The organism is Bacillus sp. IT-79MI2, from assembly GCF_949768135.1.
Taxonomy (GTDB): Bacteria; Bacillota; Bacilli; order Bacillales; family Bacillaceae_G; genus Bacillus_A; species Bacillus_A pseudomycoides.
Genome location: NZ_CATKPV010000128.1, coordinates 97,289 through 118,009, shown reverse-complemented (window position 1 = coordinate 118,009; position 20,721 = coordinate 97,289). Strand labels below are relative to the sequence as shown.

Sequence of the window (20,721 nt, the reverse complement as noted above, 5' to 3'; positions counted from 1 at the left end):
AAGTATAGCGGGTAGCAAGTCTTGTAACTATCGAATTAGGTGACATGAGGATTACGGTGTTGTAAGGGTACAAATTCTCCTTTTTGAAACTTCTTTTGTTAAGGGAAAGTTAAGGAATAGCTTTCATAATAAAGTACATATATAAACGGATGGTAAATGAGCAAGAAAATGATTCATGTTATGACAGGTCTACATAGACAATGATATATAATTATTATAAGTACGTAGGATTTAGAGGGAGCAAGGCAAGGTGAAGTATTCGGATACAAGACTGGAAATCGTTTGGAAGTAAGGATAAGTATGTTGTGCTGCTCTCTTTTGTTATTATGAAAAATGGTAACAGTAATTATTTATCCCGCTATTCGCGGGCTACTAATAATCAGTGATGGATGAAGAAAATCACTACCGATTAAAGTTTCACTTTATATTTGATGAAAGGTGAGAAAGTGGGATGCGCTTATTAGTTGTAGAAGATCATGCACCTTTATTGGAATCAATTACACAAATTTTATGTGATGAGTTTGAAGTTGATACAGCAATGAATGGAGAAGACGGTTTGTTTTTGGCGTTACAAAATATTTATGATGTAATACTTCTTGATGTAATGTTACCGGTGATAGATGGTTTTGAAGTAATTCAAAGAATACGGAATGACAAAATTGAAACACCTGTCTTATTTTTGACTGCTAAAGATTCTTTGGAAGACCGTGTGAAAGGATTAGATTTTGGAGGGGATGATTATTTAATAAAGCCATTTCAAGCTCCCGAGCTGAAAGCGAGAATTCGAGCTTTATTACGAAGAAGTGGTAATTTAACAACAAAGCAAACCATTAACTACCGTGGAATCGAGTTGTTCGGAAAGGACAAGGATATTCAAGTGGATGGAGAAGCAATTAAATTAACATTAAAGCAATATGAACTTTTAGAGTACCTCATTCAAAATAGTGGAAAGATTTTAATGCGTGAACAAATCTTTGATCGCGTTTGGGGATTCGATTCAGATACAACGGTAGCCATTGTTGAAGTGTATGTTCATCATTTACGAAAAAAGTTGGAGCCATTTGGTTATCAAAAAGATATTCAAACCGTTCGCGGGATTGGATATATGTTAAAAGAACAATGAAAAATAAGAGTATGTTTCAAAGAACCCGCATTCGCCTTACAATTTTAAATTCATTAGTGTTTATTATATTAATTGGAGTTCTAGGGAGTATTATCTATGGCTATACATATAATCGTATTTATAGTGGAGTAGATAATTCGCTAGAAATGTTTAAAGCAAAAGAGAAGAAACATTCTAAGTCTAATCCAAAAGGGTCCGTTAAGGATATTCGTATTGGAGATCCGAGGATTACTGTACTGTTATGGCATGGAAAAAAAGTAGCCCTAATAGATAAGAATCCTAAATTTGTTGATCCTGTTTTTGAAGAAAATGCTTTAGCGTTTTTCCCAGAACAATTAGAGGGTTTTCAGGATATTGAAATCAATGGGAAGAGTTTTCGAGCGTTGGCTTTTCAGCGTAATACTGAATTTGGACAAATGACGGTTCAATTTGTACGCGATACAACAGCAGAAAGGGATATGTTGCATACGTTATTACTAATTCTTATAGCGGGATGCAGTATAGGAAGTTTATGCGCAATTGGGATGGGATTTTTCTTAGCTGGAAAAGCTCTTGTACCAATTCGTAATTCTTGGGAAAAGCAACAACAGTTTGTTTCTGATGCATCTCATGAATTAAGAACGCCACTAGCGGTCATTCAATCTAAAACGGATGTACTATTTCAGTCTCCTTCCGCTACGATAGAGGAAAAGGCAATTGATATTTCTACAATTTCAAAGGAGTGTAGAAGGTTATCGAAGCTCGTTGCCAATTTATTATTATTAGCTCGTTCGGATTCAAATCAAATTGAAATGGATAAAAAGAAATTTGCATTAGATGAATTATTAACAGAAGTAGTAGAGCCTTATGCAGAGATTGCTGCGTATCAAGAGAAAAAGATGACATTGGAAATCGAATCTAAAGTATCTTTTATTGGTGATAGAGAACGAATTCATCAAATGGTGGTAATTTTATTAGACAATGCGATGAAATATACTGATGTGGGTGGAACGATTCAAGTAGCATGCATGCAAACCAATAGTTCAATTACGATTCAGGTAAAAGACAATGGAATTGGAATAAAAGAAGAAGAGATTCCAAAGTTATTTGATCGTTTTTATCAAGGAGATAAGGCAAGAACGAAAGCAGAAGGTGCTGGCTTAGGCCTTTCAATTGCCAGCTGGATTGTAGAAAAACATCATGGGAAAATAAAAGTAGAGAGTAAAATGAATGAAGGTACTTGTTTTGAAGTAATTTTACCTAAAAATCAAAGAATATAAAGAAATTAGAGACGATCTTGTTTTTACAAGGTCGTCTTTTTGTTAAGGGAAAGTTAAGAAATATTTTTCATAATAGAGTTTACACAGAATGAGAAGGACAAAAGAGAGAAAAAGTAATCACTTTGTATTCTTTTTGCGGATAGATAGTTATATTCATGAGTGATTTTAATACGAGCCGAATTGAGCGTATCTTTTACGATAATATGGAAAAAATGGAAGGCAGATCGTACGAAAAACATAAAGGAGGAGAAGGAATTTGGAAAAGAAAAAGATAGTGTCATTATTTGTTATTGGCATGATGAGTTTAAGCGTAATGGGAGGGGCGTCTGCTTCTACAACGTCAAAAGGTAAAACTAACTTTTCGCAGTGCAGTAATGAACAACTGAATAACGGAGAAACGCATGTGGCCTATACAGAGGAGAAAGCGCAAAAACTAGGAATTGAAACGGATGGAAAAGAGCAGCTTACGTTAGAAAAGGAGATTCATGAAACAGAAGTTGATCAAGAAGCGACACAGTTAGGAATCTCTACTGAGGGAAAAGATGTAGGAGCTCTTTCAGAAGAAATCTATGAAACAAAAATAAAACAAGAAGCAAAAAAATTAGGAATACCGATCGAAAATACATCCATTGTCGATTTAGTCAATCAAATTAATACAATCAAAATAAATGATGAAGCAGATAAACTCGGTGTTTCAAAAGAAGGAAAAAAAATAGATGAAGTTGCTGAAGAGGTTTATGGAACAAAGGTAAAAGAAGAAGCGGAAAAGCTTGGAATTTCTCAAAAAGGAAAAGGTATAGAAGATTTGGCACAAGAAGTATACGAGGGGAAAATTCAGGCCGAAGCAAAAGAACTTCATATTGATTTATATGGTAAAGATATTTACCAAGTGCTAAGAGAAATAAATGAGCAGAAAGTAATACAAATTGCAGACGATCTTGGCATAGATAGTACAAATACAAATATCGAGCAGTTAACAGAGAAAATAAAAAAGGAACAACCTGAAAAGGGAAAGGAACTTGTCTTTTTACCTATGGTTCAAACAGATGCGGATGCATTTTATTCGTATTTAACGAATTAAAAAGGACGTGAAGATAGAAGAATGATACGAAAGTGGAAGGTGTATATATGTTTGATTGTATTAGGGATATTTATCAGTAGTGTATATATGAAAAGGAGCGGCATAATGCCTGTTACTAAACGTGTAGAAAATGTAAAGAGAATCGTCTCAAACAAATTTGTCCAAAAGGAAAGCGGTAAGAATCAGCTTGTCATTCCAGTTGCGCAAGAAAAAAAGAAAAAGACGCTGGGGAATGCAGATGAAGAAAAAGTATTATTGCAAAATGTACCTTTTATCCAGCAGTTACCAGAGTTAGATAGAGGCTGCGAAGTAACTAGCTTAGCCATGATGTTACAGTACGCAGGTGTTTCTGTAGGTAAGATGACGCTGGCAGATGAAATACAGAAAGTTGCCTTTTCAAATGATGGTGTACGCGGTAATCCACATGAAGGGTTTGTAGGGAATATTTATACTTTTTCTGAATCAGGATATGGTGTGTATCATGAACCGCTTTTTCAGTTAGCAAATAAATACTTGCCAAATCAAGTTGTTGATTTAACAGGTGAAAATATAAATGAAATTTATAAAACTGTAAAAGAGGGCAAGCCAGTTGTTATGATTACAAATGCAACATATGCTCCTTTGGATGAAAATGAATTTGATACATGGGAAACAGATGCAGGTAATGTCTCTATTACGTACAATGAACATTGTATTCTTCTTATTGGTTATGATAAGGAGTTAGTTTATATTCATGATCCGCTTAGTGATACTGCAAGTGTAAGTGTTCCACGCGAAAGCTTTGAACAGGCATGGGTACAGATGGGAAGTCAAGCTATTAGTTATGTGCAAAATTCAAAGTGAATGGGACAGAAATGGGGTTAAGAAGAGAAAGTGATGATTATATTTAACAAAAACAAGAGGAACTCAGCATAATTTCTTATACTGAATTTCTCTTGTTTTTGTTTCGTTATACATCGGGAGATAGGAGAGAAAAACAATGATGAATATTTCTCGTTTTATTATTAATTTATTTAACTATTTGCGAACAGTAATATTCTCATCTCAAGATTCAGTAAAAATAAAGAAAAATAGGTGGGAGATAAAATCCTCGTAAAATTCCGTTTGCTGAGGCATGATTAAAGTTCAGTGTTGTATTCATAAAAAAGAATAAGTAAGATAGATTTCGCGTGTAGTAAAGAGGAAATAAGGGAGACAATAAAGGGATGAGAAAAAGAAAAAAATTGTTAAGTTTATGGAAAACGATTACGTTGCTGGTGTGTACTGTTATTTTACTTTCTTTACTTGTAACAGATATATTAATTAGTCATAATGTCGAACGTACGACGGAAGAAAGTCAAGCTGAAAAAGCAAAAACAATCGCGCGTATTGTAGCAAATTCACCACTTGTAATAGATGCTTTAGCAGGAAGAAAAGATATATCTGAAATTCAAACGTATACAAATCGGTTGTTAAAAAATACAGATGTTCAATTTATCGTGGTCATGGATATGAATGGCATTCGCAAATCTCACCCAAATCCTCAAAAAATCGGCCATCACTTTGTAGGGGGAGATGAAGGGATAGCCTTAAAAGGAAAAGAACATGTATCAATGGCAGAAGGAACATTGGGAATCTCTATGCGAGTGTTTGTACCTGTTTTTTCTGAAACGAGAGAACAAATGGGGGTTGTTGCTGTCGGAATTTCAGCTGATAATGTGCATGAGAGGATAAAAGAGAGTAGATACATTATTTATATCGGTATCGGTGTTGGAATCTTAGTTGGAATTATAGGTGCTATTTTATTAGCTAGACATATTAAGAAAATTTTATTTGATCTTGAACCTAGCGAAATCGCAAAAATTTTAGAAGAACGGAATACGATGTTACAATCTGTTAAAGAAGGAATTATTGCTGTCGATAAAGATGCGAGAGTTACTTTAATTAATAACGAAGCGAAACGGTTATTTAAGAAAAGTGGTCTCGAAGAAGATTTTATTGGTAAAGATGTTGAGAAGTATATGCCCAACTCATGTATAAAAGAAGTGTTACAAACGGGGAAAGCACAATTGTATGAGGAACAAAATCTTTATGGAATTACCATTGTTACAAACAGAGTTCCTTTATATGTTAAAGGAGAAATTGTTGGTGCTATTGCAACATTTCGTGATAAAACAGAGATTAGGCAATTAGCAGAACAATTAACGGATATTCAACTTTATGCAGAAGCGCTCAGGGCACAATCTCATGAGTTTATGAATAAGATGCATGTTGTATTAGGGCTTACACATATGAAGCATTATGAACAATTAGAGACCTATATTAGTAACATGGTCTCGGAGCATCAATATGAAATTGGTGGTGTGATGCGAAAAATAAAAAATCCTGTATTTGCAGGATTTATGCTTGGTAAACTTAGTTACGCAAGGGAAAAGAGTATACAACTCATTGTAAGCGAAAATTCTTACTTACCAGAGCCATATGATGAAAGTATTATTCATGAACTCATTACAATTGTAGGAAATTTAATTGATAATGCATTAGATGCGGTGATAAATTGTCAATATAAGCGAGTAGATATTTCTATTCAATATCAGGATAAGATGATTATCACAGTCAAAGATACAGGAGTTGGAATCCGGCAAGAAGAAATTGACAAATTATTTGTCAAAGGGTATTCCTCAAAAGGAGAAAATCGAGGATATGGTTTATATCTTGTAAAGGATAGTTTAAAGCGAATAAATGGGGATATACAGGTAGAGTCTTTGTTAGGGAAGGGAACGACTATAACCATTGAAATACCATACAAAAGTAGGGATGAGATAGGGACATGATCAAAGTTTTGATTGTAGAAGATGATCCAATGGTAGCGATGTTAAATAAGCATTATTTAGAGCAAGTAGGAGGGTTTGAACTTGTTCATATAGCTAATTCTGTGAAAGAAGCAGTAGAGATATTAAAGGAATCGTCTATAGATTTCATATTGCTTGATATTTTTATGCCTGTAGATACAGGATTTGAATTGCTACTGCATATTCGGAATCAAGAAAAAGAAATTGATGTTATCATGATTTCAGCTGTGCATGATATGGGAAGTATTAAAAAAGCACTTCAATATGGGGTTGTTGATTATTTGATTAAACCATTTACATTTGAAAGGTTTAAGGAAGCATTAACCGCATATCGAGAAAAATTTATCTTTATGAAAGAACAGCAAAAAATTAGCCAGTCTGAATTAGATACGTTGATTTTACAAAAAGAAAAAGTAGAAACTCATGTGAATAAAGAGCTGCCAAAAGGGCTAACAAGACAAACATTACAGTTAATTTGGAAGCAAATAGAATCACTTCATGGACAAGCATTTACAACAGATGAAATGGCTCAATTAGTTGGAATTTCAAGGGTGTCTATTCGAAAGTATGTAATGTTTTTAACTGAAATTGGAGTTTTAGAAAATAAAATGGTTTATCAACATGTGGGAAGACCAGTAAGTAAATTAAAGTGCATCGATGAAAACAAAATACGTTTGTATGTATAAGCGGCTTATATAAGCTGCTTATACTTTTTTTAATTACAAAACTACTTACAAAACTTACAAAAACTATTTTTACTATTGAAAGCGTTTTAATATTGTAGATAAGAATATAAGGGGGTGCCTATATGGGGATTCAAAAAAAGGTGGAAGCGGTATCATCCGTGGAAGCAGCAGAGGTGGAACAAAAATCTTTTGTTTCAAAAATCATGAATATTAAAATTGGTGTTATACCTTTACCGTTATATATCGTATTAGCAGCTATTATTTATGGAGCATCTGTATATAACAAGTTACCTGCTGATATGATTGGTGGATTTGCAGTCATTATGATCATGGGGATTTTCTTAGGTGATATTGGGATGAGGATTCCGATTTTAAAAAATATTGGTGGACCAGCAATTCTTTCATTATTTATTCCATCTTTACTAGTGTTTTTTAATTGGATGAATCCAGCTTCAATGGAAGCAGCGACGATGCTAATGAAAAAATCGAACTTTTTATATTTATATATTTCTTGTTTAGTAGTCGGAAGTGTTTTAGGAATGAACCGTAAAGTGTTAGTACAAGGGTTTGTTCGCATGTTTATTCCATTAGTTGTAGGAACACTCGCTTCTATTGCAGTTGGATTATTAGTTGGATCATTATTTGGATTTGAAATGAAGCGAACGTTCTTCTTTATCATTGTACCAATTGTAAGCGGTGGTATCGGAGAAGGTATTTTACCACTTTCCTTAGCTTACAGTGACATTTTAAATCAATCATCAGCAACATTTGTATCTCAGCTTGTTCCAGCAGCGGTTATCGGAAATATGTTTGCGATTGTAAGCGCTGGATACATGAAGCGCTTAGGTGAGAAAAAACCAGAGCTTAGCGGTAATGGTGCATTGGTAAAAACAGGTGATCAAGATGAATTATTAAAAGAACAAAATACAGAAAAACCAATTGACTTCTCATTAATGGGAGCAGGTTTATTAATTGCATGTACGTTCTTTATTTTCGGTGGATTTGCTTCTAAATTTATTGGTATTCCAGGGGCAATCATTATGATCTTTTCAGCAGCACTTGTAAAATACTTTAAATTAATGCCAGCAAAAATGGAGCAAGGTGCATATCACTTATATAAATTTATTTCGACAAGCTTAACGTGGCCATTAATGGTTGGTTTAGGATTGTTATATATTCCATTAAAAGATGTAGCAGCTGTTCTTTCAGTTGGATATGTTGTGGTGTGTGCATCAGTAGTATTAACAATGATCACGACTGGTTTCCTTGTTGGGAAAGTCATGAAAATGTACCCAGTTGAATCTGCGATTGTAACAGGATGCCATAGCGGATTAGGAGGAACTGGAGACGTTGCGATTTTATCAGCTTCAAATCGTATGGAATTAATGCCATTTGCGCAAATTTCAACGCGTTTGGGCGGTGCTGCAATGGTCGTAACAGCAACAATTTTATTAAAAATGTTTTCGTAAATTATTATCATACAAGCTAGCTATGTAAAAACGTAGCTAGCTTGTCAAATTAGGAGGAGCTTATTTATATGTTAGAAAGTCAAATTAATGAACGTTCATTATTACTTCATAAAGAATTGGTAGGGAAAATTGAAATTACAAGTAAAGTAGAAGTGAATTCAGCAGATGATTTAAGTTTGACATATACACCAGGAGTGGCTGAGTCTTGTAAAGCGATCGCTGCAGATGAAGAAACAGCTTATGACTATACAGCGCGCGGTAATATGGTTGCAGTTGTTTCAGATGGAACAGCAGTACTTGGATTAGGTGATATTGGCCCGAAAGCAGCTATGCCTGTTATGGAAGGAAAAAGTATTTTATTTAAAAAGTTTGCGAATGTAGATGCATTTCCGCTTTGTCTTGGAACGACTGATGTAGATGAAATCGTAACCATTGTTAAAAATTTAGAACCTACATTTGCAGGTATTAATTTAGAAGATATTGCAGCGCCGCGCTGTTTTGAAATTGAAAAGCGCTTAAAAGAAGAAACAAATATTCCGGTGTTCCATGATGACCAACACGGAACAGCAATTGTTGTTTTAGCTGCGATTATTAATGCGTTAAAAGTTGTAAATAAACAGATGGATGCAGTGAAAATTGTCATTAATGGTGCTGGTTCGGCAGGGATAGCAATTGCTAAATTACTGTTACAAGCTGGAGCGCAGCATATTACATTAGTAAGTTTAGAAGGAATTGTTTGTGAGGATGAATCATGGATGAATCCGGCACAAATAGAGATTGCAAAGAAAACAAATCGCGAATATGTACGTGGAACATTAAAAGAAGCGATTCATGAAGCAGACATTTTTATCGGTGTATCTGCTCCTAATGTGTTAACAACAGAACTTGTACAGACAATGAGTGAAAAACCAATTGTGTTTGCAATGGCGAATCCAATCCCAGAAATATACCCAGAGGATGCACTAAAGGCTGGTGCTGCTGTAGTTGGAACAGGGCGTTCTGATTATCCAAACCAAGTAAATAATGTGCTAGCATTTCCTGGTATATTCCGTGGGGCATTAGATGTACGTGCAACAGATGTTACAGAGGAAATGAAATTAGCTGCAGCATATGGGATCGCTAACATCATTACTGATGAAGAACGTAATGAAAACTATGTAATTCCGAATCCGCTAGATAAAAGAGTTGTCCCAAGTGTTGCAGCTGCAGTAGCAAAAGCAGCAATTGAATCAGGAGTAGCGCAAATTACAAAAATGCCAAGTTATTCGAAATAATAATAAAAAAGCAGTGCCATCTTCTTAGAAGGGCGCTGCTTTTTTAGTGAGATAAGAGATCTAAACAATAAAGAAATCGTACTCCCGCTTATTGTTTTATATTATTAGTAATAAATATTTCGCTCTGCATTATTTATTCAACTCCATTGCAACTTGCTTTCCATTTACGAAAACCTCTACCATTGCCACTACAACATCCATCACTTTTTTCATCTCTCATCTCTCCTTGTTTGTTGTTGCATTTCTTATTTTTAGTATAAGAGAGAGAGGGAGATACAACTATCGAAGTAGATGACATAAGAATTACATTGTTGTAAGGAAGAAATTAAGCTTTGTCACTTTCTTCTACATGAATAACGATTTGTTCATAATATTTCTCGTCAATATACGCATTTAATACCCATAATCCAGGAGAAGGCAGTGACATAAGAAGAGGTAATTCTTTTATACTTGAATGAATGGGAGTAGGAGTGGTCCAAGTTTGTTCGGAAGTTTCATCTTGAAAGAGTACGGGAGTGGGTGCTGTAGATCCTTGTTTTAAAGCAATAATAGATAATTTTCCAGATGGCATTTGCGGATCGAGGAAGAACCACATCTGTTTATTTTTCTCATTGGCAATGAAAGGACTATCCGCAACTGCAATCTTTCCTTCAATGCCTTTTAACGGCATCTTTCCTTCTACAAAGGATGGACTTTCTTGCCAGTAAACATCTTTTAAGACGCTAAGGTGAAAAAAGGTAGGTGCATTATTTTGAGGTTTAGAGATTTCGGTTATTTCTTTTATCGGTTCCTTGGAATTTTGCCCTAGTGAGGTACAGCCAGTGATGATACAGGAGAAAAGTAGCACGGTTCCAATTTTTTTCATCTTGCCACACTCCTATTTTTCATAGTTAGTGTAATTGTATTTGCTAGAAGACAGGACAATTCCTTTTAATTCATAAAAAGAGGTCATAAGTTTAGTATGACCTCTTTTGACATTTTGTACTATAAGAAATCATTAGAAGGTTTTTAAACGAAGGACATTGGGAAAAGCATATTCATAAGATGCGAGTTGTTTATCGAAAAAAGAGGGATGCTCTTGTCTCAGCGATAGAAAGGTACTTTTCTAATAAGGTGGAAGTGATAGGAGAAGATTCTGGCCTACATATCTTATTAAAGGTTCGAAATGGAATGTTCGAAGAAGAATTAATAAAGAGGGCATCTGATAAGGATATAAAAATATATCCGGTTTCTACGTACTATGAAGAAGGAAGCGCCCCAAAAAATACAGTTTTACTTGGGGGTGCTATTTTATCAGAGGCAGAGATTGAAGAGGCAATTCAATTGTTATATAAAGCATGGTTTTTATCGTAAAAAATAATAAAAAAATCCTCATATACGTGAGGATTTTTTATTATTTTTCTTCATCTAAGAATAAAACCATATGCTCTTCATCCCAGTACTGACCGTTATATTTTAAAGAACGCTCTTGTACACCGAAGGTTTTAAATCCTAATGATTCGTAAAGCTTTTTGGCACCATCGTTTCCGACAACAACATCAAGCATAATTTGTTCTATTTCTAGTGTTTTGGCAAGTTCAATACACTCTTTAATAAGTGCTTTTCCAGCTCCAAGTCCGCGCGCTTTTGGAGATACATATACGGAACCAATTTTCGCTTTGTGCTCTTGTTTTACGTATGGTTTCGTTTCCAGGGTTGCAACTCCGATTAATTTTCCGTCTTTAAATGCACCTAGTGTATAGTTTTCATCCTGTGCTAATTTTTGTGCTTTATACTCAATCGGACATTCTTTATTAATAATATCTTCATAAGAAGAACTAAAAGCCTCAGGATTTTGTTTTAATCCTTCTACACGAAGTTCTAAGTAAATTTCTGCCTCTTGCTTTGTTAATACATGGATTTCCAATTATATCACCCTCCGAATCTTTCACAGTTGTATTTCCATTTTATATTGAAATAAGAATAATTTCAAAAGGTCAGCTTGTACCATTAGCATTTTAATGGGTTTACTAATAATTTGCGAATACATATTAGCTATTAACATAATATCACCAGCAGTTTTGAAGTAAGAATACTACTGGTGATTTAACGTATAGATTATTCAATTGGTAATTTAATAATAAATTCGGTGCCCATTCCTAATTCACTTTTTACTTGAATGGAGCCGCTGTGTAACTCAACAATTTCTTTTGCAACAGCTAGGCCGATTCCTTTACCACCCGTAGCTCGAGTTCTTGATTTATCAACTCGATAAAAACGATCAAAAATATGCGGAATATCTTCTCGTGGAATACCTTCTCCTTCATCTTGCACACTTATAGAAAAAGTATTCCCATTTTGCGATGCTTGTACAGTAATAACTGACTGTTCATAAGAATGCTGATAGGCGTTGTGTAATAAATTTAGCATCACTTGTTCCATTCGGCGTTCATCCATACAGACATTAGGGTTATCTGTGCAGTGAAATTTAATTTTTATTTGCTTTTTAGCAAGTGCTGGTTTGGTTTTTTCAATCATGCGTTCTAGAAAAGGCTGTAAAGGAATCTTTTGTTTTTTTATAATAAATTGATGTTGTTCTAGCTGAACAAGATCGAATAAATCTTGAACGAGTTCTGTTACACTATCTGTCTCATCTTCAATAATTTGTAAATATTCTTCACGCTCTTCTTTAGAGAGAGAATCTCTTTTAGCCACTTTTGCATAACCTTTCATATACGTGAGAGGTGTGAGCAGTTCGTGGGCTACACTTGCAAGAAATTCATTTCGTTCTTTTTTCATGTAGGCTAATTCACTAGATAATTCTTCAATGGTTTTGGCCAAACTACCGAGTTCATCATTGCGTTTAATTCCTAATTTAATCGGTTTATTTAGCTTTGACATTTTTTCTGTTGCACGTTTCATTTTTATAAGAGGATCGGTAATGACACGAGAAAAGATAAATACAGAAATTGTTGTTAAAACAAGAGTTAATATACCGATAATAATAAATTGATGTGCTAAGCGAAGAATCATTTTTTCTAAAAATGCGGTATCTAAAAACATATGTACATATCCAGTAATTTGTTTATGAATGATAATTGGCGTTGCTGTTGAAATAAATTTCGATGTTTTCCAATTTTTCTCAACCAAAGTTCCATCTATTGAAGTGCAATGTATTTTGTAAGCAAGTTGCTTTTTCATTTCTGGTGTTATCGGATCAGAAGAAGAAAGGATTTGCCCATTGGTGTCTGTTATGACTAACTTTGTATCTGAATTAGAATGTGATTCCATTGCTGCAGCATGTTCAAAAGCTCGTGGACCATAACGTTTTGAAATAAAATTACTATAGCGCTTCCCTTTTTCTAAAAGAGCGGCTTTTTCTTCCTCGATACGCATGTTCGACAAACTTGTATAAAAAGATACAAAAGCAATTGTTTCAATACATAGAGCTAATATTAAAAAGTATGTACCGATCTTGAGGGAAAGTTTATTCATTTTTACCACACCTTTATTTCACATTAATAGCTAGAGGGAGGTATCTCACCACTTATCAAATTTTTATCCCCCTATTCTCGGACGGTAAGCCCCCTACCTTAAAGTACAGCGAATAGGGGGATAAAAAATGTTTGCTAATCAAAGTTTCACTATACTATTTGTTTTTATTCACTTTTCCACTTGTATCCCACTTTATAGATGGTTTCTAAGTATTTTTCAACAGGAAAGTCTTTTTTTCGTAATTTATCACGGATATTGCGGATATGTGAGTCGACAGTACGATATTCAATATCCGTTTGATATCCCCATATTTTTTCAATTAAATCATCACGGCTATATGCTCGGTTCGTATTTTGTAAAAACAGTCCTAGTAATGAAAATTCGATAGGTGTAAGGGGGATTTTCTCGTTGTAAACAGTGACAGTATGTTTGGTTTTATCCCATTCAATACCATTGAAGCTTATAAAACCATCCTTTTTTGTTCGGCGCAGTATAGCTTCAATTCGTGCAACTAGTACTTGTTCGTCAAAAGGTTTTGTAATATAATCATCGGCTCCCATTGTAAGTCCTTTTACCATATCGTAGTTTTGATTACGAGCTGTTAACATTATGATTGGAACATTGCTGATTTGACGGATTTGATAACATGTATCCCATCCATCCATATTGGGCATCATCACATCTAATAAAATGATATCGAAGTTCTTTTGTTGAATTAGTTCAAGAGCTTCTATACCTGAATTGGCTTTCATACAAAAATAACCACGTGGGCTCAAAAATAAATCTAACAATCGTAACATGCGTTCTTCATCGTCTACTAATAAGATTTTAATCATAGTCTTGTGCACCTCAAAACATTCATTCTACTTTGTATAGTTTACATGAAAATAATAAAAAACTCTGTTTACGTGATTGAATTGTAGTGTATTTTTTCTACTAAGGCAATTGACATAAAAAATGCACTACTTTTGCACAACTCTTTTTTATAATAGAAAGCGTAGCGACACAAAATACCCTATGTTGCGACATAACGTCATGTCATTTTATTTATAAAATGACAATTCCATTCTATTGTGTATGTGAGATAGTGAGAAATTTCGTATTCACCTCGCATCGGATAAGGAAAATCTCCTATCTCCCACTTTTTTTATTGTTATAAAGGGGACTATACACGTGAGTAAAAAAGAAGAACGTTTACAAAAAGATAAACAAGAGCGCAATGCTATTGTGATGTGTATTGCCGTATCTATGCTAATCATTGTGACATGTACTAATAAATTTTTCGGAATTCTATAATAAATGTAAAAGCTCATTGTTTTATTTTGAGAAACAATAAGCTTTTTTATTTGTACGTAAAAATCCCCTGTATGCTATGTACAGGGGATTTTTGTATAGGAAGGAACCAAAAAATGACGGAAGCTTTATACAATAAACCAAGGAAGAATTGCTAATCCTGAAGTGACGATTATTGTACCACAAATGAACAAAATAAGATGTTTGTGCTGTTTCATATCTGTTATTCCTCCAATTACTGATTTCATTCTATTACTTCTATTATTTTTTCATCTCTCATGTCTTTTGGCTGTGATTTCGTACTTTTAGTATAGCGAAGAGGGGGGAATAGAACCATTCAATAAGATGACGGGAACATTACATTGTTGTAAGAAAAAAGCACCTTTATCACAAAAGGTACTTTTGTGAAAAGTTATATAAATATATTTTGGTTTTTCAACATATAAGTCACGATTATAAAGAACAAAAGGTGATTTTCTCTCTTTGCTTTTACTTGGCATGGGCGGATGCCCTCTTCCATCTAAAAAGACAGGTTTTATGTCGGTTTTTCAATTTGTATTTATATATGTTGTATGATTAGTTATTCAAAAATAAAACCATATGTTCCTCATCCCAATACTGTCCATTGTGTTTTAAAGAACGTTCTTGTACACCATATGTTTGAAAGCCAAGTGACTCGTATAATTTTTTTGCAGCTACATTTCCAACGACAACATCAAGCATGAGTTGTTCTACATGTAATTTATGAGCATTTTCAATAATGGCTTTTATTAATGCACGTCCAGCCCCAAGACCGCGAGCTTTTGGAGAGACGTAAACAGAGCCGATTTTTGCTTTATGTTCTTGTTTAATAAATGGTTTTGTTTCTAAAGTCGCGAGTCCAATCAAATCGTTATCTTTAAAGACACCAAGGGTATATTTATCAGGATTAGATAAACGTTTTGCCATTGCAGCAACTGGATCCTCATGTTTTAGCACATCTTCATAAGAAGAACTAAAGGCTTCTGGATTTTGTTTTAATCCTTCCATACAAACTTTTAAATAAATTTTTGCATCCTCTTTTGTTAATAAGCGAATTTCCATAGCTGTAACCTCCTCAGTTTATCTCACTCTATAGGGAAATAGATCCTCGGCTTTATTATGTAAAGCAGGAGATTGTAATCCGTAAGAGTCTGATGATTATATTGATAGAACATCTACTGTGTATTCATAAACATATTTTGTACTTATTCTTTCTTAATTTGTAAAAGAATAAGTAGATATATGCGAGGAAGACATGTGTCTTCAGGCATTTTTTATGATTCACTTTATGTAATGAAATTATATATTAACTTTATTAACTATTCAACAAATAAATATAGTACATTTTTATAACTAAAAAATGATTCCTTTAGCAGGAATCATTTTGTTTCTATTATATATCCTTCAACTCGTTCTGGATGAGTGTAAATATTACAGGAGTCATTACGAATAAACCCAACTACCGTAATGCCTAAATCATGAGCGAGCTGTAATGCTAATTTTGTTGGAGCTGATTTAGAAAGAACAATTTCGCAACCGATTTTAGAAACTTTCAGCAAAATTTCAGATGAGATTCGGCCACTAAATACAATAATTTTCCCTTTAATGGGGATATGATTGCGTAAACAATGGCCATATATTTTATCCAATGCGTTGTGTCGTCCAATATCCATTCTTGATATGAGAACGGTATTTCGATCGCACAGGGCGGTATTATGAACCCCGCCTGTTTGACGAAACGTAGTGGAAGATTGCTGTAAGGAGTTCATTAAATGAAAGCATTCTTCTGGAGTAATTGTTACATGTATATCATGTAAAGTTTTTGCTTTTGCTGCATCATTTACAAAAACAAATCCTTGTCTACTTTTGCCGCAACAAGAAGTGACATATCGTTTGTTATATAGCGTTTGATAGAGTGGATTGATTTGTGATGTTTTTACATGGACAACCCCTTTGTCTTTCTGTATCCATAACTCATCAATGTTCTCATAAGAAGCAATAATTCCTTCAGAAATTAAAAAACCTATTACCATATCTTCAATATAATTTGGAGTGCATACAACTGTTACATATTCTTCCCCGTTTAATTTAATCGTTACAGGATATTCCGTGACAATTTCATCTTCTTGTTCGAGGAATATTCCAGCTTGATAACGTACCATTTTACATGTTTCTTGGACAGACCCCATAGTATTTTTCCCTTCATATGTATTTTTCTTCCTATTTATCATAAAACATTGAAAAAATAAAAGCATCTGTTATCTATATAAATCCATTTTGATTTTTCGACATATAAGTCGCTGCTAGGAAGAGAAAAGATGACCGCTACTTGTTTTCTCTCTTTGTTTTCACTTGGCATGGGGCAGGAAAAGGAACTGACTGCTTCTATGCACGGCCGGATGCTCTCTCCCACCTAAAAAGACAGGTTTTATGTTTATTTTTCAGTTTCTATATATTATTTGGTTATTATTGTATATGTAAGATATAATAGAGTAGTAGAATAGTGTCATTTTTTATACCTTATAGCATCAAGAATCGACTTCTAAGATAGGATTTCAACAGAGTGTTTCAAAAAATATGTATAACAACACAGTTTTGAAAACGGATTCAAAACTGTGTTGTACAGTTGGTTGTAAGGAGAGGGGAAACTATGGCAGAAAAAACAGTTCGTGTAACCATAGATGGAAAAGAATTTCTTTCATCTGGTGAAGAAACGATACTGCAATTATTTAACGAAAGTAATTTAGAACATCCACAAATTTGTCATGTACCAGAGGTGGATCCAATTCAAACTTGTGATACGTGTATTGTGGAAGTAGATGGAAAGCTATTGCGTGCTTGTTCAACGAAATTGGAAGATGGTATGCATATCGAAAGAAATTCACCACGTGCTAAAGAAGCACAAACGGAAGCAATGGATAGAATATTAGAGAACCATTTATTGTATTGTACAGTATGTGATAATAATAACGGTAATTGTAAAGTTCATAATACGGTACATATGATGGGAATTGAAGAACAGAAATATCCATATGAACCGAAAGTTAGTGCAAAAGAAGTGGACATGACTCATCCATTTTACCGTTATGATCCAAACCAATGTATCGCTTGTGGGCAGTGTGTAGAAGTATGTCAGAACTTACAAGTAAACGAAACGTTATCAATTGATTGGACCTTAGATCGTCCGCGTGTTATTTGGGATAATGGCGTGAGTATTAACGATTCATCTTGTGTTAGTTGTGGACAATGTGTAACAGTTTGTCCTTGTAACGCATTAATGGAAAAATCTATGCTTGGGGAAGCAGGATTTATGACGGGGTTGAAACCGGATGTGTTAGATCCGATGATTGATTTTGTAAAGGATGTAGAGCCTGGATATAGTAGTATTTTAGCAGTTTCAGAAGTTGAATCTGCAATGCGTGAAACGAAGATTAATAAAACGAAAACAGTGTGTACATTTTGCGGTGTAGGTTGTTCGTTCGAAGTATGGACGAAAGATCGTCAAATTTTAAAAGTACAACCTGTATCAGACGCACCAGTAAACGGAATTTCTACATGTGTGAAAGGAAAGTTCGGATGGGACTTTGTAAACAGTGAAGACCGTATTACGAAACCGTTGATTCGTCAAGGGGATATGTTCGTTGAAGCATCATGGGAAGAAGCTTTAGAGGTTGTTGCGTCCAATATGCAACATATTAAATCGGAACATGGTAGCGATGCATTTGGCTTTATTTCTTCTTCGAAAGTAACGAATGAAGAAAATTATTTAATGCAAAAGTTAGCTCGTCAAATATATGGAACAAATAATGTGGATAACTGTTCTCGTTACTGCCAATCGCCAGCAACAGATGGTTTATTTAAAACTGTTGGTATGGGCGGTGACGCTGGGACAGTGAAAGATATTGCTGAGGCAGGACTAGTCATTGTTGTCGGTGCAAACCCGACAGAGGGACATCCAGTACTTGCAACACGTGTAAAACGTGCTCACAAGCTACATGAACAAAAACTAATTGTAGCGGACCTTCGCAAACATGAAATGGCAGAGCGTGCTGATCTGTTTGTTCATCCGCGCCAAGGAACTGACTATGTATGGCTTGCTGGTGTGACAAAATATATTATTGATCAAGATTGGTATGATAAAAAATTCTTAGATGAAAATGTGAAGAATTTTGATGAATATAGCAAGATGTTAGAAAAATATACACTTGATTATACGGAAAGTATTACAGGTATTTCTAAAGATACATTAAAAGAAATGGCTCGTATGGTATATGAAGCAGATGGTACTTGTATACTTTGGGGTATGGGTGTTACACAAAATACAGGAGGAAGTACAACATCTGCAGCGATTTCAAACTTACTTCTTGTAACAGGTAACTATCGTCGCCCGGGTGCAGGTGCATATCCACTCCGCGGACATAATAACGTACAAGGTGCTTGTGATATGGCAACATTACCAAACTGGCTTCCAGGTTATCAAGCGGTATCGGATGATGCAATGCGTGCGAAATTTGAAAAAGCATATGGAACTACGATTCCGAAAGAGCCAGGGCTAAATAACATTGCGATGCTACTTGCAGCAGAAGAAGGAAAATTGCGTGGTATGTATGTTATGGGAGAAGAAATGGCTTTAGTAGATTCAAATGCAAATCATGTACAGCATATTTTAGCAAATCTTGATTTTCTTGTTGTTCAAGATATGTTCTTATCAAAAACAGCGCGCTTTGCGGATGTTATTTTACCAGCAGCACCAAGTTTAGAAAAAGAGGGAACATTTACAAATACAGAGCGCCGTATTCAACGTTTATATGAAGTTATTAAACCGCTTGGTGATTCTAAACCAGACTGGTGGATTTTACAAAAAGTAGCACGTGCACTTGGTGGGGATTGGAATTATGAGAACCCAAGTGAAATTATGGATGAAATTGCATCACTTGCGCCGCTCTATTCACAAGCAACATATGATCGTTTAGAAGGATGGAACAGTTTATGCTGGGGAAGTCATGACGGTAGTGATACACCGTTATTATATGTCGATGGTTTTAATTTCCCTGATAAAAAAGCCCGTCTTTCACTAGATGAATGGGTGCCGCCAGTTGTAGCGCCAGAAGACTACGATTTATTATTAAATAATGGTCGTATGTTAGAACATTTCCATGAAGGAAATATGACAAATAAATCAGTGGGGATTCTATCCAAAATTTCTGAGGTGTTTGTTGAGATTTCACCTGAGCTTGCTACTGAGCGGAATGTGAAAGATGGTGGCCTTGTAGAACTGACATCACCGTTTGGGAAAATCAAAGTACAGGCACTTATTACAGATCGTGTGACTGGAAACGAGTTATATTTACCGATGCATGCGACAGTAAATGAAGAAGCGATTAATATTTTAACAGGAACAGCGACAGACCTATATACGTGTACACCGGCTTATAAACAAACGATGGTGAAAATGCGTGTACTACGTGAAAAAGGAAATCGTCCACTTCCTGCTTCAAACCCAAGAGATAAAAAGCGTCATCCGCAAAATGGTGTTGAAATTCAGCAGAAATGGCAGAGAAAGCAGTACGTATCACTTGTGGATCAGAACTAGGGGGCGAAGAACGTGGCAAAAGAAATTACATTGATTCAGAAAAAGGTCATTACAGAAGCAGAAAAGAAACAACAGTTATCAGATGAACTGCTAACCCAATTAGCTGAGAATCGTGAAGCGGTAGAAGAGACGATGCAATTGTTAGCACAGTTGCAACAAGCTGGCATATTAGATGCAGCAATTAGTTTGCTTGCTGCAAAAGAAGATGTTTCTAAAATTGCTGCCCAGCAATTAAATCGTGAACCGGTAAAAAATGCATTAAATAATATGATGGGGGCAGGAGAAGCGCTATCTTCTGTTGATCCAGAAGTAACAAAACAGGTGACATCGAGTTTAGTTACAGGATTACAATTTGCAACAGACGAATTAAAAAAGGGTAAGAAAACAAAGGTTATGGACTTCTTTAAAGTATTAAAAGATCCTGATATCAATAGAGCGATTACCTTTGGATTTAGCTTTTTAAAAGCATTTGGACAAGGATTAGGGAAAAAATAAGGTGAAATTTTAATCAGTGGGGGGTCTTACTGCCCGTCAATAGTGTGGTAAAAATGAGAAAGAGTGATGGGGTTGTGCCTGTCACTCTTTTTGGGATGTATAAGAGTGTTCATATTAAGCGG

The 20,721-nt window shown here is 34.9% G+C and carries 17 protein-coding genes and 1 pseudogene; 12 read left to right on the top strand and 6 right to left on the bottom strand.

Going from position 1 to position 20,721, the window contains the following annotated elements; genetic code table 11:
• Positions 1-451: 451 nt before the first annotated feature.
• The 8 genes from ACM6HU_RS26970 to ACM6HU_RS26935 all read left to right on the top strand — a co-directional run bounded on the left by ACM6HU_RS26970 (position 452) and on the right by ACM6HU_RS26935 (position 9,723).
• Positions 452-1,123, top strand: coding sequence for a response regulator transcription factor (locus tag ACM6HU_RS26970; protein ID WP_016113044.1), 672 nt, complete (start codon positions 452-454; stop codon positions 1,121-1,123).
• Positions 1,120-2,382 (top strand): sensor histidine kinase, encoded by a 1,263-nt coding sequence (locus tag ACM6HU_RS26965; RefSeq protein WP_016113045.1) that lies wholly within the window; start codon positions 1,120-1,122, stop codon positions 2,380-2,382. Before ACM6HU_RS26970 ends, ACM6HU_RS26965 begins: the two co-directional genes overlap by 4 nt.
• Positions 2,383-2,677: 295 nt before the next feature.
• Positions 2,678-3,463, top strand: a complete 786-nt coding sequence (locus tag ACM6HU_RS26960; RefSeq protein ID WP_044880782.1) for a hypothetical protein — start codon at positions 2,678-2,680, stop codon at positions 3,461-3,463.
• Positions 3,464-3,484: 21 nt separating this feature from the next.
• Positions 3,485-4,306: a C39 family peptidase gene (locus ACM6HU_RS26955; RefSeq protein WP_170927947.1), complete on the top strand. Its 822-nt coding sequence runs from the start codon at positions 3,485-3,487 to the stop codon at positions 4,304-4,306.
• Between the two features lie 362 nt (positions 4,307-4,668).
• Complete coding sequence (locus tag ACM6HU_RS26950) at positions 4,669-6,276, top strand: sensor histidine kinase (RefSeq protein WP_016113048.1); 1,608 nt, start codon at positions 4,669-4,671, stop codon at positions 6,274-6,276.
• Complete coding sequence (locus ACM6HU_RS26945; protein WP_016113049.1) at positions 6,273-6,980, top strand: response regulator; 708 nt, start codon at positions 6,273-6,275, stop codon at positions 6,978-6,980. The genes ACM6HU_RS26950 and ACM6HU_RS26945 overlap by 4 nt, the downstream gene beginning before the upstream one ends.
• A gap of 122 nt (positions 6,981-7,102) precedes the next feature.
• On the top strand, positions 7,103-8,449 hold the full coding sequence (locus ACM6HU_RS26940) for a 2-hydroxycarboxylate transporter family protein (RefSeq protein WP_016113050.1): 1,347 nt from the start codon (positions 7,103-7,105) through the stop codon (positions 8,447-8,449).
• A 68-nt stretch (positions 8,450-8,517) separates the two neighbouring features.
• A complete protein-coding gene (locus ACM6HU_RS26935; RefSeq protein WP_016113051.1) occupies positions 8,518-9,723 on the top strand; it encodes an NADP-dependent malic enzyme in 1,206 nt (401 codons plus the stop codon).
• Between the two features lie 325 nt (positions 9,724-10,048).
• On the opposite strand, the gene ACM6HU_RS26930 is transcribed toward ACM6HU_RS26935, so the two are convergent.
• Positions 10,049-10,588, bottom strand: a complete 540-nt coding sequence (locus ACM6HU_RS26930) for a DUF4871 domain-containing protein (protein ID WP_016113052.1) — start codon at positions 10,586-10,588, stop codon at positions 10,049-10,051.
• 125 nt (positions 10,589-10,713) lie between these two features.
• On the opposite strand from ACM6HU_RS26930, the pseudogene ACM6HU_RS26925 reads away from it, so the two are divergent.
• Positions 10,714-11,076, top strand: a pseudogene (locus ACM6HU_RS26925) (PLP-dependent aminotransferase family protein); the annotation flags it as partial.
• A gap of 40 nt (positions 11,077-11,116) precedes the next feature.
• Here the strand turns inward: ACM6HU_RS26925 and ACM6HU_RS26920 are convergent.
• The 3 genes from ACM6HU_RS26920 to ACM6HU_RS26910 form a co-directional block, all read right to left on the bottom strand.
• The gene (locus tag ACM6HU_RS26920) at positions 11,117-11,629 is read right to left on the bottom strand and encodes a GNAT family N-acetyltransferase (RefSeq protein WP_016113054.1); all 513 of its coding nucleotides are present in this window, start codon (positions 11,627-11,629) and stop codon (positions 11,117-11,119) included.
• 191 nt (positions 11,630-11,820) lie between these two features.
• A complete protein-coding gene (locus ACM6HU_RS26915) occupies positions 11,821-13,197 on the bottom strand; it encodes a sensor histidine kinase (protein ID WP_016113055.1) in 1,377 nt (458 codons plus the stop codon).
• Positions 13,198-13,361: 164 nt separating this feature from the next.
• Positions 13,362-14,033, bottom strand: coding sequence for a response regulator transcription factor (locus ACM6HU_RS26910; protein ID WP_016113056.1), 672 nt, complete (start codon positions 14,031-14,033; stop codon positions 13,362-13,364).
• A gap of 337 nt (positions 14,034-14,370) precedes the next feature.
• Between ACM6HU_RS26910 and ACM6HU_RS26905 the strand changes: the two genes are divergently transcribed.
• A complete protein-coding gene (locus ACM6HU_RS26905; RefSeq protein WP_077294981.1) occupies positions 14,371-14,493 on the top strand; it encodes a hypothetical protein in 123 nt (40 codons plus the stop codon).
• Between the two features lie 573 nt (positions 14,494-15,066).
• Here ACM6HU_RS26905 and ACM6HU_RS26900 read toward each other — a convergent pair.
• On the bottom strand, positions 15,067-15,573 hold the full coding sequence (locus ACM6HU_RS26900; protein ID WP_016113058.1) for a GNAT family N-acetyltransferase: 507 nt from the start codon (positions 15,571-15,573) through the stop codon (positions 15,067-15,069).
• A gap of 317 nt (positions 15,574-15,890) precedes the next feature.
• Positions 15,891-16,700: a formate dehydrogenase accessory sulfurtransferase FdhD gene (fdhD, locus tag ACM6HU_RS26895; protein ID WP_016113059.1), complete on the bottom strand. Its 810-nt coding sequence runs from the start codon at positions 16,698-16,700 to the stop codon at positions 15,891-15,893.
• Positions 16,701-17,161: 461 nt separating this feature from the next.
• Here fdhD and fdhF point away from each other — a divergent pair, with 461 nt between their 5' ends.
• Together fdhF and ACM6HU_RS26885 are read left to right on the top strand one after the other, a co-directional pair.
• Positions 17,162-20,104: a formate dehydrogenase subunit alpha gene (gene fdhF / locus ACM6HU_RS26890; protein ID WP_016113060.1), complete on the top strand. Its 2,943-nt coding sequence runs from the start codon at positions 17,162-17,164 to the stop codon at positions 20,102-20,104.
• Positions 20,105-20,116: 12 nt separating this feature from the next.
• Complete coding sequence (locus tag ACM6HU_RS26885; RefSeq protein WP_016113061.1) at positions 20,117-20,599, top strand: DUF1641 domain-containing protein; 483 nt, start codon at positions 20,117-20,119, stop codon at positions 20,597-20,599.
• Positions 20,600-20,721: the final 122 nt, after the last annotated feature.